Genomic DNA, 15,027 nt, shown 5'->3' with positions numbered 1-15,027 from the left:
CCATGGATGCCGGCAATAGCATCAATATCGCCGCTAACCAGATAACCGACAGCAGCAGCCGATCAGGTGTTTGGGGCCAGAAAAACACCAGTACATCCTCCACCTCAAATCAGGGCAGCAGCATTACGGCGGGCGGTAACGCGGTAATGCAGGCTGGCAACGATCTGAACGTGACGGCGAGCGCTATCAATGCGGGTAAAACCGCGCAGCTGGTGGCGGGAAATGATCTGAACCTGAACGCGGCTGACAGCGGGCAGACCAGCCGCACGGGCGGCAGTGAAAGTCATCAGGGCAGCGCCGACAGAACAACGATTTCAGCGGGCGACAACGTAACGCTGGTTGCCGGACGGGACGTGACCAGCCAGGCGGCAGGCATCGCGGCGGAAGGGAATGTCGGGATCCAGGCCGGGCGCGACGTTAATCTGCTGGCGGAAGAGTCTGTGACCGGCAGCAGCTCACACTCGAAAAAGAAAACCGTTATCGATGAATCCGTGCGCCAGCAGGGGACCGAAATCGCCAGCTCCGGCAACACCACCATCGTCGCCGGACGCGACGTCAACGCCGAAGCGGCGCAGGTGACCGCCAGCGGGGATATCGGCGTGGCGGCAGGCCGCGATGTGAACCTGACCACGGCGACGGAAAGTGATTACCACTACAGGGAAGAGACAAAGACCAAAAAAGGGTTCCTTAGCAAGAAAACGACTCACACCATAGAGGAAGACAGTGCGACCCGTGAAGCAGGTACCTTGCTTTCCGGCGACAGCGTCACCGTGCAGGCGGGCAACAACCTGCTGGTGAAAGGCTCCTCCGTAGTGGGCGATAACAGCGTGGCGCTCGACGCAGGTAATAACGTCGATATCGTGGCCGCGACCAACACGGATACCTCCTGGCGCTTTAAGGAAGAGAAAAAATCCGGCCTGATGGGCACCGGGGGGATCGGGATCAGTATCGGCAGTAGCAAGACTACCCACGATTTACGCGAGGCGGGCACCACGCAAAGCCAGAGCTTCAGCACCGTCGGATCTACGGGCGGTAACGTGGTTATCGCTGCCGGAAACCAGGCGCACATCGGCGGCGCAGACCTGATTGCCGGGAAGGACATGAGTCTCAGCGGCAGTAGCGTCATCATCGACCCGGGCCACGACAAACGTACCCGCGATGAAACTTTCGAGCAGAAGAAAAGTGGGCTGACGCTGGCGCTTTCGGGCACTGTCGGCAGCGCGATTAATAATGCGGTTACGGCGACACAGGATACCAAAGAGGAAAGTGACGGACGGCTCAAAGCGCTTCAGGCCACTAAAACTGTGCTCTCCGGTGTGCAGGCCGGACAGGCGGCTGAGGCGGCTGACCTGACGGCCGACCCGAACGCGATGGGCGTCAGCCTCTCGCTGACCACGCAGAAATCCAAATCGCAGCAGCACGCTGAGAGCGATACGATAACGGGCAGCACGCTGAATGCAGGCAACAATCTCTCCATTACCGCGAATGGAAAAGGTAAGGGCCCGAACAGCGGCGATATCGTTATTGCCGGAAGCCAGGTGAAAGCGGGCGGCGACACGCTGCTGGACGCCAGGCATGACGTCATTCTCAGCGGGGCTGCTAACACTCAACAGTCCAGCGGCAAGAACAGCAGCAGCGGAGGCGGTGTCGGCGTAAGTATTGGTGCAGGTAAAGGTGCCGGTATCAGCGTGTTTGCCAATGTCAACGCAGCCAATGGCAAAGATAAAGGTAACGGTACCGACTGGACTGAAACCACCATCGACAGCGGCAAGACCGTCACCATTAAGAGCGGGAATGACACCGTGCTCAATGGGGCACAGGTCAGCGGCAATAAAATTGTCGCCAAAGTGGGGCACGACCTGCTGATGAGCAGCCAGCAGGACAGCAACAAATACGACAGCAAGCAGAGCAGCGTGGCGGCGGGCGGCAGCTTCACCTTCGGCAGCATGACGGGCTCCGGCTATATCTCTGCCTCCCAGGACAAGATGAAGAGCCGCTTTGACTCTGTTGCCGAACAAACCGGGATGTTCGCCGGTGATGGCGGCTTTGATATCACCGCGGGCAACCATACCCAACTGGATGGCGCAGTGATTGCCTCCACGGCCACGGCGGACAAAAACAGCCTCGATACCGGTACGCTGGGCTTCAGCGACCTGCACAACGAAGCGGACTTCAAAACCCAGCACTCGGGCATCAGTATCAGCGGCGCGGGCAGCTTCGGCGACCAGTTCAAGGGCAATATGCCGGGTGGGATGATTGCGGCGGCGGGCAACAGTGGGCATGCCGAAGGCACGACTCAGGCCGCTGTGGCTGACGGCACCATCATCATTCGCGACAAGGATAATCAGAAGCAGGATGTGGCGAACCTGAGCCGCGACACCGAACATGCCAACGACAGCATCAGCCCGATCTTCGACAAGGAGAAGGAGCAGAACCGTCTGAAGGAAATCGGGATGATCAGCGATATCGGTGGTCAGGTGGCGGATATCGCACGGACGCAGGGGGAGCTGAATGCGCTGAAGGCTGCGCAGGATAAATACGGGCCTGTACCGGCGGATGCGACGGAAGAACAGCGGCAGGCATATCTGGCAAAACTGCGTGATACGCCGGAATACAAAAAGGAACAGGAAAAGTATGGCACCGGCAGCGACATTCAGCGCGGCATCCAGGCAGCAACTGCAGCGCTTCAGGGGCTCGCGGGCGGTAATTTAGCGGGTGCACTGGCGGGGGCTTCAGCACCGGAGCTGGCGCATCTGCTGAAATCGACAGAAGATAACCCTGCTGTCAATGCCATAGCACACGCGATCCTTGGAGGTGCGGTTGCTGCGCTTCAGGGAAATAGCGCAGCGGCAGGTGCGATTGGTGCAGGGGGCGGAGAGCTGGCGGCACGTGCTATTGCCAATATGCTCTACCCTAATGTAGATAAACTTTCTGAAGAACAGAAGCAGACAGTCAGTGCGCTGGCGAGCATATCTGCGGGTATGGCAGGAGGGATCGCTACAGGGAATACAGCTGGGGCCGCGACGGGTGCCGGTGCCGGGAAGAATGCGGTTGAGAATAATGCGCTCAGTGTTCCACAAATAGAAAGTTTTGCGGAGAAAGCCAGGGGCTGTGAAGCACGTGGTGACTGTTGTCAGATCGTGAAAGAAATGGAAGATCTGAGCCTCAATCAGCAGAAAGAAATGATTGCGGTCTGTTCCACCAATCCAAAGGCCTGTAAAGATAAGTACGGTGATATTCCGGCCAACGGAATGCTGGTTCGCAAGGCGCTTGATAGTCTGTTTGATGCCGATGTTCCGTCAGAAATGAAGAACGATATCTCTTCATTCTGGGCGCAGCAGATGGAAGCGGAAGGTGCCGTTACCAGTACCGAGTTTGCGAGCCAGCTGGAAAGCCGGTATGGCATGGATAAACAGCAGTCTGAAATCCTGGCAATGGCAGTACTGGGTGCCGTGACCGGCGGGATGGGTAAAGGCGGAAAACCGGGGGCGGGTACATCAGGTAAAAACATTGTTGTTGTGGACTCAGGTAAGAAAGGAGCCTGGAACAAGGCAATGAATAAGCCGGAACCGAACACCGTTTATAAGGTCGATGGGAATAAAACATTCCAGACTGATGCATTGGGAAGAACCAGTTCAGCAGAAGGAATACTGGTTGCTTCGAAAAGCGACAGAAACACTTATCAGCAATGCAAGGCCGGGAAATGTGGTAGCTCTGGTGATGAAGGTGGTCATTTAATTGCCAGTATTTTTAATGGTCCTGGCGAAAAACTCAATCTCGTTCCTATGGATGGCAACCTGAATAAAGGTGTATGGAAACAGATGGAAAACACATGGGCTAATGCTTTGAAAGATGGCAAACAAGTTAATGTTAAAATAGAACCTGTTTACACTGGGGAGAGTAAGCGTCCTGATAGCTTTAGTGTAACATACTCTATTGACGGAGGCCGTCCTGTTATCAAAGACATCAGCAACACCCCCGGAGGGGTAAAATGAACGAATTAGATGATCTGCATAATAAAATAGGTCAGTTATTAGTGGATGCCGGTCCTGCTAATGCGATGAAGATCATTGCTCGTGCTAAATTATCACTTGATGGTGAGTCATGTGAGTATGAGTATGATTATCTTGATCAAGAGGGAGATGAAGACTGGTTCGTTCCTGATAAGTTAGCTAGTCACGATCTTAGACTACTGTTAGTTAAAATGAGGGATTTTTACATCCAAAATAATATGACTAACGGGAAACCAGTATGGATAGGTTGTGAAATAATCGTTGATATACCAGAAGAAAAAATAAGCATAAACCTTCAATATGATGATTAACTGAGATCCCGGCCCCAGCGTCGGGATCCCCACAATGTCCGTACCGTGTACGGTCGAAAAAAGCGCGTCGGGGCAAAAATCGATGGGCAGCGAAAAGTAACAGGAAAAATCGGTTGTAACTCACGGAAAGGAAAGGGAAATCCTAGTTTATCGCAGCAACCTGCGTCGGAAAGAGTTGTTGTTGAGAATAACGGGCTGGGTAGTGTCCTTGCCGCAGCGAATAAGCAGAAGCCGGGAACTGTAGATAACTACGAGGCTGGTACTCAGGCCGCAATTAAAGAGGCTTGTAGTGGAAATACTCCAGTATCCTGTGAAACGGCAATGGCAGCGGTAGGAAGCGCTCTTGCCTGGCCGTTATTGCCCGAGATGGCTGCTACCACTAGTCTGATCGGTGCGAGTGCAAATGCTGGTGTAGGCTTACTGATTAATGGTGAAGTGAATCCGAATGATGTAATCCTTGGTTACTGGACAGGTGCATTCACGGCAGGAACTGGGTTATGGGGCACAATGGCAGTCAATACTGGTAGTGGAGCGACATCAAGTTACCTTAAAGGTGATGACCCGTGGAAAGGTGGAACAATCAGCGGCATAGCATCTGGGTTGGGTTATGGCGCAGGTAAATTGGTTGAATTGCCATTTGATAAAGTCCTTAATCCAATGAAACCATGGAAAGACTGGATCTGGACAGATGTCGGGATGGGAATATCAAAACCACTGCCGATTAATCCAGTGCCCGGCGTTGCTGGCAACATAACTGGTTCAGTCACAACAGAGTATGGCAATGATCAAGCAGGAAAAGCAACGGAGGGGCAGAAATGAAAGTTTCACTCTCAAAATGGCTTTTGATCCTACTCTACTTAGTAATTGCTTTACCTATTGGAATATTTATTGCAACGGTTGCCACTCAAGTTGTAATAAAATTGTTTTATTTTATTACTAGCGGATTGTCTATGGATTTATTATCCATCGATTATGTGAAAATTTTGAAAGGCAGCGTTGTTGGTGGCGTTATTGGAGCTATAGGTTGCTGGTTTGTGTACTACCAGCACTATAGGAAAAACAGACGCAAATAACGCTATCGAAGTGAGTTGTTGTGGAGAATAACTCACTGAGCAAAGATAAGATCTTTGACATAAACCCGATGCTGAAAGGCGGTGGTGGGATTGTAAGCACATCTGTTTAACTTCCACGCGCTTTTTTAGGTTTCCGATTTTTCAGCTATCAGCCGGTACCCTTCTATCCAGGTGCAGTTCAGGCATAGGATAGCGCTGCAGGACAGCGACCACTACGACAGTACGCAGAACAGCGTCAGCAGTGGTCTGACTTGCAGCTAACTTGCTGATATCTTTTTTACTCATGATATTACTTTCAGAAAATCCCGGTCATCGTGCCAGGATTTTACTTTATACACCCGTCAGTTACTGCTCTATCGCTGTGGCCTGTTGTTCCGCTTGATAATGCCTCCTCAACACACTGCATAAATACCCGCATTGCCGGGCTAACTACTTTACCGGCGTGATGAGCGCATATCGCGTTAATAGTGAGTGGAATATCGCTGAACGGGAGTTCAACCAGCGTACCGCGCTTAAGCTCTTCCTCAACGGTGAAACGTGGCAGATAGCTGACGCCAAGATTGCTCGCCACGCACTGCTTAATACTTTCGATACTCCAGAGCTCAATGGTATTTTCCAGGGTAATAGCGCGCTGGCGCAGCGTGCTTTCAAAAATTTGCCGAAATACGCACTGTGGCTCATTGATAACAAAGCTCAGCGGAATATGTTGCCCGCAGTGGGTAAAATCGACCGCCGGATGCTGCGGCGAGGCGACCAGCGTCAGCGACTGCTGGCCAAAGCTTTTCATGGTTAACGCGTCATCGTTGCCAACCCGATAAAACACGCCCAAATCGGCGCTATCGTTGAGTAGTGCGTCGCGGATGACATAACAGTTGAGCGACTGCAGCGATAAGCGTACCTGCGGGGCCCGTTGTTTAAAGCGCTGTAGCACCTGCGGCATTTTATAGGCCAGCAGGGTTTCCCCACAGGCAACGCGCAGCTCGCCAGCCGGTTCTCCATCTTCACGAGCCGCCTCACGAATAGTTTCCATCACCCTCGCCAGTTCATGGACGTGCGGCAGCACCTTTTTACCGGATTCGGTCAGGTACATGCGGCGGCCAATTTTTTCAAACAGCTGAACGGCAAGCTCTTGCTCAAGCTGTTGAATATGAAAGGTCACCGTGGATTGCGTACAGCATAGCTTTTGTGCCGCGCGTAAAAACGAGCCTTCTTCCACTACCGTTTTGAGAGTAATAAAACGCCGCAGATCCATATCGCCACCAACTATCGAAAACATCGAATTCAGAATCAAAAAACATTCATTTTTTTAAATGAATGGCATCGGGTACTGTCTGCCAAAACGAAGGAGAAGACAAGTGACCCCAGCTTTGATTAGTGCTTTTTTGACTTATACCCTGATAACCGCGCTGACTCCCGGCCCTAATAATATTCTTGCCCTCAGCAGCGTCACCTCCCATGGCTTACGCCGCAGCCTGCGGGTGCTGGCGGGGATGAGCGTCGGTTTTATTATCACCATGCTGATTTGCGCGGCGTTAACCTTTTCGCTGGTGGAACTCGACTCGCGATTTACCCGGATATTGGGATGGATTGGCGCGGCGTATATCCTGTGGCTGGCCTGGCAGATAGCCAAAAGCAAACCGGGGGCAGGCGCGCTGAGTACAGAGCCGGTGGGGTTCTGGGCGAGCCTGGGGCTGCAGTTCGTCAACGTAAAAATTATCCTCTATGGCATCACCGCGCTCTCTACCTTTGTCCTGCCTGTTACCCGCGAGCCGGTTTGGCTCATCAGCGTGAGTCTGCTGCTGGCGGCGATTGGCGCGCTGGGAAACCTGTGCTGGGCGCTGGCGGGGCATCTGTTTCAGCGCCTGTTTTTGCTGTACGGGCGCCAACTGAACTGGGGGCTGGCAGCGTTATTAGTCTACTGCGCTTTGCGGATCGTGGTGGAATAAAAAGGGAGCGCAGCGGCTCCCGAAAAGTGTTTAGCCGATCGTGAAAGGATCGGCATCCTGCCAGGCCGGAAATTTCTCGCGATACTCCTGCAGCGCGGCCAACGACAGATCGGCATCGAGCCGCGTCGCCTGATGCGGTTCGGCGGTAGCAATAATCTCTCCCTGCGGGCTGATGATACGGCTATCGCCCCGATAGTGATGGCCGTTTCCATCAGTGCCGACGCGGTTGCAGCCGGCGACGTAGGCCTGGTTTTCAATTGCTCTGGCGACCAGCAGCGATTGCCAGTGCAGCGAACGCGGGGCAGGCCAGTTAGCAACATACAGCGCCAGGTCGTAATCGTTGTGGTTACGCGACCATACGGGGAAGCGCAGGTCATAGCACACCAGCGGCAGAATCCGCCAGCCGCGCCATTCAAAGACCACTCGTTCAGTACCTGCCTCATAATGGTGGTGCTCATCCGCCATGCGGAACAGGTGACGCTTATCGTAAAAGTGCGTTTTACCGCCGGGCTCTACCAGCAGAAAACGGTTCACCGGGCCACGTTCGGTCTGCAAGGCCGCGCTACCGGCAATCAGCGCGTTGGTCTGCTCCGCTTTCGCCAGCATCCACTCAACGACCTCTCCCTGCGGCATCGATTGTTTCGCCGCTTCCATGGCAAATCCGGTAGTAAACATCTCAGGCAGCACAATAATGTCGCGCCCGCTCATTTCTTCCAGTTGACGATCGAAATGGCGCAGGTTGGCGGGACCATCCATCCACACCAGCGGTTGCTGCAACAGCGTAATTTTCAAGCCAGGCACAGTGGTGAACTCCATTATGAAGAGGGCATTAAGCTAATTTTAATACCATATCAGCAGCCGGAGGCGGCATGGAATATTTTGTTAAAAAAATGCTATCTACGGCGAGTAACGGCAAAAGAAAAGGCGGGGAAATTCCCCGCCTTTGTCGTGATGTGCAGTATTGCTTTTATTATGCCGCTTCAATCTTGCGGATTTTTTCCGGCAGCTTTACCGGTTTGGTCGCCAGTTCATCCGCCGCGAAATCATCAACGTTAATACTGCGCAGACGGCTGGTTTCCGCACGGGTCAGGATTGCGGCTTCTTCCTGATTAATTAACCCTTTCGCCAGCGCATTAGTGGCCAGCTCATCCAGGCGGGTGAACGGCAGATTTTTACCCAGCTCTTTGCAGATGCGCTGGTGGATTGGATCCGCCGCCATCACATCCAGCAGCGCCTCTTCCAGCAGGCCAACCGGGTTATGTTCGCTTGGCGTCAGATACTGACCGCGACCGATACGAGAGCGGGTCGCGCTCGGAACCTGCAGAATTTTCGCTACTTTATGATCCAGCTTGTCGGACGGCGCATCGTAGTGACGGCCGGTCGGGAAGATGGCGAGACGCAGCGCGCCGGCGACAAAGCGGTTCGGGAAGTTCTTCAGCAGGTCATCGATAGCCTGCTCCGCCTGATACAGCGCATCCTGCACGCCCCAATGGACCAGCGGCAGATCCGCTTCATTACGGCCTTCATCGTCATAACGTTTCAGCACCGCCGATGCCAGGTAAAGCTGGCTCAGCACGTCGCCGAGACGCGCGGAGATACGTTCGCGACGCTTCAGGCTGCCGCCCAGTACCGCCATTGATACATCCGACAGCAGGGCCAGGTTGGCGCTCAGGCGGTTCATGTGCTGATAGTAGCGGCGCGTGGTGTCACGGGTCGGCGCGCTGCTGGTGCGGCCGCGAGTCAGGCCCAGCCAGAAGCTGCGTACTTTGTTGCTACCAACGTGGCCGATATGTTTAAACAGCAGCTTGTCGAAGGCGTTAACGTCATTGTTCTGCGCGGCGGCCATTTCATCCAGGACATACGGATGGCAGCGAATCGCCCCCTGACCAAAGATCATCATGCTGCGGGTGAGGATATTCGCCCCTTCAACGGTAATGGCGATCGGCGCGCCCTGATAAGCGCGGGCAAGGAAGTTGCCTTCGCCCAGCATGATGCCTTTACCGCCGGTAATATCCATGGCGTCAATAATTGAACGCTGGCCGCGGTGGGTACAATGATATTTAACGATTGCCGACAGCACCGCCGGCTTCTCGCCAAGCATAATACCGTAGGTAATCAGCGAAGCGGCGGCGTCCATTACGTAGGCGTTGCCTGCGATACGCGCCAGCGGCTCTTCGATACCTTCCATTTTACCAATCGAAATTTTGAACTGACGGCGAATGTGGGCGTAGGCGCCGGTCGCCATAGCGACGGATTTCAGGCCGCCGGTGGCGTTGGACGGCAGAGTAATGCCGCGACCCACGGACAGGCACTCAACCAGCATACGCCAGCCCTGGCCGGCCATGCTTGGGCCGCCGATGATGTAATCGATCGGTACGAAAATATCTTTACCGCGAGTGGGGCCGTTCTGGAACGGTACGTTCAGCGGGAAGTGACGACGGCCAATTTCCACGCCCGGCGTTGAGGTGGGGATCAGCGCGCAGGTGATACCGAGCTCTTCCTCGCCGCCCAGCAGACGGTCCGGATCAGAGAGTTTGAAAGCCAGGCCCAGTACGGTGGCGATTGGCGCGAGAGTGATGTAGCGCTTGTTCCAGGTCAGGCGCATTCCCAGCACCTGCTGACCCTGCCAGTCGCCCATACAGACTACGCCGGTATCCGGGATCGCGCCGGCGTCGGAGCCCGCTTCCGGGCTGGTTAACGCGAAGCATGGGATCTCCTGACCGCGCGCCAGGCGCGGCAGGTAGTGATTTTTCTGCTCTTCGGTACCGTAATGTTGCAGCAGTTCGCCCGGCCCTAAGGAGTTAGGCACGCCGACGGTGATCGCCAGGATCCCGGAAACGCCGGACAGTTTTTGCAGTACGCGAGACTGGGCATAGGCGGAAAACTCCAGGCCGCCGTACTCTTTCTTAATGATCATCGCAAAGAAGCGGTGCTCTTTCAGGTACGCCCACAGCTCCGGCGGCAGATCCGCCATTTCATGGGTAATTTCGAAGTCGTTCGCCATGCGGCAGGCTTCTTCTACCGGGCCGTCGATGAAAGCCTGCTCTTCGGCGGTGAGGCGCGGCTGCGGGTAGTTATGCAGCTTGTGCCAGTCCGGGTTACCGCGGAACAGATCGCCTTCCCACCAGGTGGTGCCGGCATCGATGGCTTCTTTCTCCGTACGCGACATCGGCGGCATTACTTTACGGAAGGCGCGAAACGCCGGGGCGGAGAAAAGCGATTTACGCATCGGCGCAAAGTTGAACGGCAGCAGAATAATCGCCAGCGGCAGCAGCAGCCAGATATTCCACAGCCCCGCCACGCTGAGCGCCGCGGTCCAGGCGAGCAAAATCACGCTGCTGAGAAGCAGGCTGACTCGGTGATAGAAGAGCACGCCGAGTAACACTACGGTTGCAACAATACTCAAAATCATCATAGAGAAATGCTCCCTTATCTTGTAGGAGGTCTGACCACTTGTGATGTATTGGTTGTAGTGGATGTAATTTGTTTTAGCAATGTGTTTACAAAATAATTACAACCTTGCTCACATTGTTGGCTGGAAAAGCGGCACGTAAAATCAAAAGAACGGGGGATAACGTCGCCTGCTGCTTCTCGCTTCGGCGGCTATCCGGTACACTGCCAGGGTTATTCCAACCAATACTGAAGGATTATCCTCATGTACCAGGATCTTATTCGTAACGAACTGAACGAAGCCGCGGAAACGCTGGCCAACTTTCTGCAGGACGAGGCCAACATTCATGCTATCCAGCGCGCGGCGGTACTGCTGGCGGATAGCTTCAAAGCTGGCGGTAAAGTGCTTTCCTGCGGCAACGGCGGTTCTCATTGCGATGCGATGCATTTTGCGGAAGAGCTGACCGGGCGTTATCGCGAGAACCGCCCTGGTTATCCGGCGATCGCTATCTCTGACGTCAGCCATCTGTCCTGCGTGAGTAATGATTTTGGCTATGAGTATGTCTTCTCACGTTACGTTGAATCGGTTGGCCGCGCAGGCGATGTTCTGCTGGGGATCTCCACCTCCGGCAACTCCGGCAACGTGATCAAAGCGATTGAAGCCGCTCGCGCGCAGGGAATGAAAGTGATCACCCTGACCGGTAAAGACGGCGGCAAAATGGCGGGTTCCGCCGATGTGGAAATCCGTGTACCGCATTTCGGTTACGCCGATCGCATTCAGGAGATTCACATTAAGGTGATTCATATTCTGATTATGTTGATCGAAAAAGAGATGGTTAAAGCTTAAAAGGCTATTTTGTTAGCCATTTTGAACCCGGCCAGTGCTCAGACAAAACTCACCGAGTTTTGAACGCCCTTCAGGGCGGCCCGAAGGGGGAGCGTAGCGAATCATCCTCACGTACATGAAGTACGCTCCGGTTTTTGCGCGCTGGCCGTGTCCAAACTGACTGCACCAATAACGCCTTTTATGTTTCAGTAAGTTGTATGAGGTGATCTATGTGCGAATTGCTCGGGATGAGCGCCAATGTGCCGACCGATATCTGTTTTAGCTTCTCCGGGCTGGTTCAGCGCGGGGGCGGCACCGGGCCGCATAAAGACGGCTGGGGCATTACCTTTTACGAAGGGAAAGGGTGTCGCACATTTAAAGATCCGCAGCCGAGCTTTCAGTCGCCGATAGCCAAACTGGTACAGGATTATCCCATCAAATCCTGTTCCGTCATTGCCCATATCCGTCAGGCCAACCGTGGCGAGGTGGCGCTGGAGAACACCCATCCGTTCACCCGCGAACTGTGGGGCCGTCACTGGACCTACGCCCATAACGGCCAGCTCAAAGGCTATAAATCGCTGAAGACCGGAAATTTCCGCCCGGTGGGCGAGACCGACAGCGAAACGGCTTTCTGCTGGCTGCTGCACCGTTTAACCGAGCGCTATCCGCGCACGCCTGGCAATATGGTCGGCGTGTTTAAGTACATCGCGACGCTGGCGGGCGAAATGCGCGAGAAGGGCGTGTTTAATATGCTGTTATCGGACGGGCGCTATGTAATGGCGTACTGTTCAACCAACCTGTACTGGATCACCCGTCGGGCGCCGTTTGGCGTGGCGAAGCTGCTGGATCAGGATGTGGAAATTGATTTTCAACGTGAGACCACACCAAACGATGTGGTCTCCGTTATCGCCACTCAGCCGCTGACCGGCAATGAGGCCTGGAATAAAATCATGCCAGGCGAGTGGGCGTTATTTTGCCTCGGGGAGCGTATAGTTTGAGGCCAGCTGCGGCTGGATAACCTCGTGGCTGAGCGGCTTGCTGACGATATAGCGGCCATCCATCACCGAAACCACCGGCGGTTTGTGGGTCTGCTGGAAGTAGTCATAGCCTGGCTTCAGCTGCTTCCAGAAATCCGCATAGTACGAGAACTTATGTCGCGCCATGTTGGCGTCGGTCATCCGGAACGGATAGATGCTGACCTGCACGCTTGGCTGGCCAAATACCAGCGCGCCGGTGACAAACTGGAAGATCTCGTCAATGCCGGTATCGGTCATCGCGTAGCAGCCGACGGAAACGCAGGCGCCGTGGATCATCAGGTATTTACCTTCATAGCCGTGCGCGCGATCGTAGGCATTCGGGAAGCCGATATTGATCGCTTTATAAAAGCGGCTGTCTGGTTTTAGCTGACTGCGCGAGACGTTATAAAATCCTTCCGGACTTTTGAAATCGCCCTGGCGTTGCTTCGGCCCGAGGCCGCCGGAGTAGTTACAGATCCGGTAGCTATCGAGAAGCTGGTAGGTTTCGCCCATTTTGACGTAGAGATCGAGCATCCGCTCTTCTTTGAAGATCTCAATATAAACGGGGGAGCCCATTAACTGCTGTTTATATTCTTTGCTAACCGGCGTTGTCGGGCTGTTACTGCTGAGTAACCCAGCAAATGACACGCACGGCAACAGAAGCATCGCAATAAAGAATGCGATTTTGCGCATACTGCTTGTTCCTTGATAAAACAAAAAACCACATGCCAGGACGGCAAGAGATACCCGAAATCAGAGTTTTCTGGATTTAGAGCGCTCACATTAGCATCACGGCAGTTTTTCGCAAGCACGGTGTGGCTGCGTTTACAATTTAATGTTCCTTTATAGCGAATATTGCCGCAAAGCGCAGTGAGAACTTTGCGCAATAGCTCGCATTTTAGAAGCACTTATTGGCGCTTTTCCTACTTCTGCCACTCACAAAATGTTACACTCCCGCCGTTTATGACCAGGGTAAGAAAGGATGCTTCTCTCCCGTCTTGTGCCCCCGTGGCACCGCTATCCCTTTCTTATTCTGATATTCCATCAATAATGCTGGCCTCGGCTTGAGCCGGGGTTTAGGTTACGGATACCTGCTAACGATATGATTAAAATCACGAAAGGGCTGGATTTGCCCATAGCTGGCATGCCATTACAGCAGATCTCGTCCCGGCCTGCGGTAAAACGCGTCGCGCTGCTCGGCGAGGAGTACGTCGGCATGCGCCCCTCGATGGCGGTGAGCGAAGGCGATCGGGTGCAAAAAGGCCAGGTGCTGTTCGAAGATAAAAAGAACGCCGGGGTGCGTTTTACCGCGCCAGCCAGCGGGGTGGTCAGCGCCATTCATCGCGGCGAGCGCCGGGTGCTGCAATCGGTGGTGATTGATGTCGACGGCAGCAATGAGGCGGTGTCGTTTCCCCGCTATGCATTAGAAGATCTTAACGATTTAGCGCGGGAAGCGGTGCAGCAACAGTTGCTGGACTCCGGGCAGTGGACGGCGTTTCGTACCCGTCCTTTCAGTAAAATTCCCGCGCCGGGCAGCGTTCCGGCGGCTATCTTCGTCACCGCTATCGATACCAACCCGCTGGCGGCTGAACCGCAGCCGATTATCCTGGCCCAGCGTGAAGCCTTTGACGCCGGTCTGACGGTGCTGACGCGCCTGACGGACGGTAAAGTCCACGTCTGTCAGGCCAGCGGCGGCAAGCTGGGCGGCCATCCCGCCGGGCAGGTGACATTCAACCAGTTTAGCGGCCCGCATCCGGCAGGGCTTGCCGGTACGCACATTCACTTCCTTGAGCCGGTCAGCCTGACCAAACAGGTCTGGCATCTCAACTATCAGGAGGTCATCGCCATTGGCAAACTGTTCCTCGACGGCGAGCTGTACAGCGAACGCGTCATTGCCCTTGGCGGCCCGCAGGTAAAACAGCCGCGATTGCTGCAAACCTGTCTCGGCGCCAGCCTCGATGAACTGCTGGCGGGCGAGCTGGTAGATGATGAAAACCGGGTAATTTCCGGTTCTGTCTTGAGCGGCACCCACGCCTGCGGCCCTCACGCCTTCCTCGGGCGCTACCATTTGCAGGTCAGCGTGGTACGAGAAGGCCGTGAAAAAGAGCTGTTTGGCTGGGTGATGCCGGGCAAAGAGAAGTTCTCGATTACCCGCACCACCCTTGGTCATTTCTTTAAGCGCAAGCGCTTTAATTTTTCCACTGATACTAACGGCGGCGAGCGGGCGATGGTGCCGATCGGCAACTATGAGCGGGTAATGCCGCTGGATATTCTGCCGACCATATTGCTGCGCGATCTGCTTGCCGGCGATAGCGATAGCGCCCAGGCGCTGGGCTGTCTGGAGCTGGATGAAGAAGATCTGGCGCTCTGCACCTACGTTTGTCCGGGCAAATATGAATACGGCCCGGCGCTGCGCAGCGTGTTAACCCAGATTGAGCAGGAAGGATAAGAG

Annotated in this window: 12 protein-coding genes; 8 read left to right on the top strand and 4 right to left on the bottom strand. The window is 54.6% G+C overall.

All coding sequences use genetic code 11. The annotated features are described in order from the left end of the window. Nucleotides 1–2: 2 nt before the first annotated feature. Genes ABLV78_RS20395 through ABLV78_RS20380 form a run of 4 tightly spaced genes read left to right on the top strand, consistent with a single transcriptional unit; the run spans nt 3 to nt 5,397 of the window. The gene (locus ABLV78_RS20395; protein ID WP_512172311.1) at nt 3–3,995 is read left to right on the top strand and encodes a hemagglutinin repeat-containing protein; all 3,993 of its coding nucleotides are present in this window, start codon (nt 3–5) and stop codon (nt 3,993–3,995) included. Then, on the top strand, nt 3,992–4,324 hold the full coding sequence (locus tag ABLV78_RS20390; protein ID WP_047047393.1) for a hypothetical protein: 333 nt from the start codon (nt 3,992–3,994) through the stop codon (nt 4,322–4,324). The genes ABLV78_RS20395 and ABLV78_RS20390 overlap by 4 nt, the downstream gene beginning before the upstream one ends. A gap of 45 nt (nt 4,325–4,369) precedes the next feature. Continuing rightward, complete coding sequence (locus tag ABLV78_RS20385) at nt 4,370–5,143, top strand: hypothetical protein (protein ID WP_226473460.1); 774 nt, start codon at nt 4,370–4,372, stop codon at nt 5,141–5,143. Next, entirely contained in the window at nt 5,140–5,397 is a 258-nt protein-coding gene (locus ABLV78_RS20380; protein WP_047047390.1) for a hypothetical protein, read from the top strand. Before ABLV78_RS20385 ends, ABLV78_RS20380 begins: the two co-directional genes overlap by 4 nt. Before the next feature lie 325 nt (nt 5,398–5,722). On the opposite strand, the gene ABLV78_RS20375 is transcribed toward ABLV78_RS20380, so the two are convergent. Next, a complete protein-coding gene (locus ABLV78_RS20375) occupies nt 5,723–6,649 on the bottom strand; it encodes a LysR family transcriptional regulator (protein ID WP_047047400.1) in 927 nt (308 codons plus the stop codon). A gap of 103 nt (nt 6,650–6,752) precedes the next feature. Here ABLV78_RS20375 and eamB point away from each other — a divergent pair, with 103 nt between their 5' ends. Beyond that, nucleotides 6,753–7,343, top strand: a complete 591-nt coding sequence (gene eamB, locus ABLV78_RS20370) for a cysteine/O-acetylserine transporter (RefSeq protein WP_045391154.1) — start codon at nt 6,753–6,755, stop codon at nt 7,341–7,343. Between the two features lie 30 nt (nt 7,344–7,373). On the opposite strand, the gene ABLV78_RS20365 is transcribed toward eamB, so the two are convergent. Then, on the bottom strand, nt 7,374–8,144 hold the full coding sequence (locus tag ABLV78_RS20365; RefSeq protein WP_047047396.1) for an amidohydrolase: 771 nt from the start codon (nt 8,142–8,144) through the stop codon (nt 7,374–7,376). A gap of 169 nt (nt 8,145–8,313) precedes the next feature. Continuing rightward, on the bottom strand, nt 8,314–10,758 hold the full coding sequence (gene fadE / locus ABLV78_RS20360) for an acyl-CoA dehydrogenase FadE (protein ID WP_047047387.1): 2,445 nt from the start codon (nt 10,756–10,758) through the stop codon (nt 8,314–8,316). Between the two features lie 240 nt (nt 10,759–10,998). Here fadE and lpcA point away from each other — a divergent pair, with 240 nt between their 5' ends. Both lpcA and ABLV78_RS20350 read left to right on the top strand, forming a co-directional pair. Next, entirely contained in the window at nt 10,999–11,580 is a 582-nt protein-coding gene (gene lpcA, locus ABLV78_RS20355; protein WP_004099149.1) for a D-sedoheptulose 7-phosphate isomerase, read from the top strand. 209 nt (nt 11,581–11,789) lie between these two features. After that, on the top strand, nt 11,790–12,557 hold the full coding sequence (locus ABLV78_RS20350; RefSeq protein WP_015368120.1) for a class II glutamine amidotransferase: 768 nt from the start codon (nt 11,790–11,792) through the stop codon (nt 12,555–12,557). Here ABLV78_RS20350 and dpaA read toward each other — a convergent pair. Next, nucleotides 12,528–13,268 carry a peptidoglycan meso-diaminopimelic acid protein amidase gene (dpaA, locus tag ABLV78_RS20345; protein ID WP_015704469.1) on the bottom strand — a complete coding sequence of 247 codons (741 nt, stop codon included), beginning with the start codon at nt 13,266–13,268 and terminating at the stop codon, nt 12,528–12,530. The two genes, ABLV78_RS20350 and dpaA, sit on opposite strands and share 30 nt — an antisense overlap. A gap of 409 nt (nt 13,269–13,677) precedes the next feature. Between dpaA and ABLV78_RS20340 the strand changes: the two genes are divergently transcribed. Beyond that, complete coding sequence (locus ABLV78_RS20340) at nt 13,678–15,024, top strand: Na(+)-translocating NADH-quinone reductase subunit A (RefSeq protein WP_047047384.1); 1,347 nt, start codon at nt 13,678–13,680, stop codon at nt 15,022–15,024. The last annotated feature ends 3 nt before the right edge of the window (nt 15,025–15,027 follow it).

Origin of the sequence: Klebsiella sp. CN_Kp075 (assembly GCF_040065055.2) — a bacterium.
Lineage (GTDB): Bacteria > Pseudomonadota > Gammaproteobacteria > Enterobacterales > Enterobacteriaceae > Klebsiella > Klebsiella aerogenes.
This window is presented reverse-complemented; position numbering and strand designations above follow the sequence as displayed.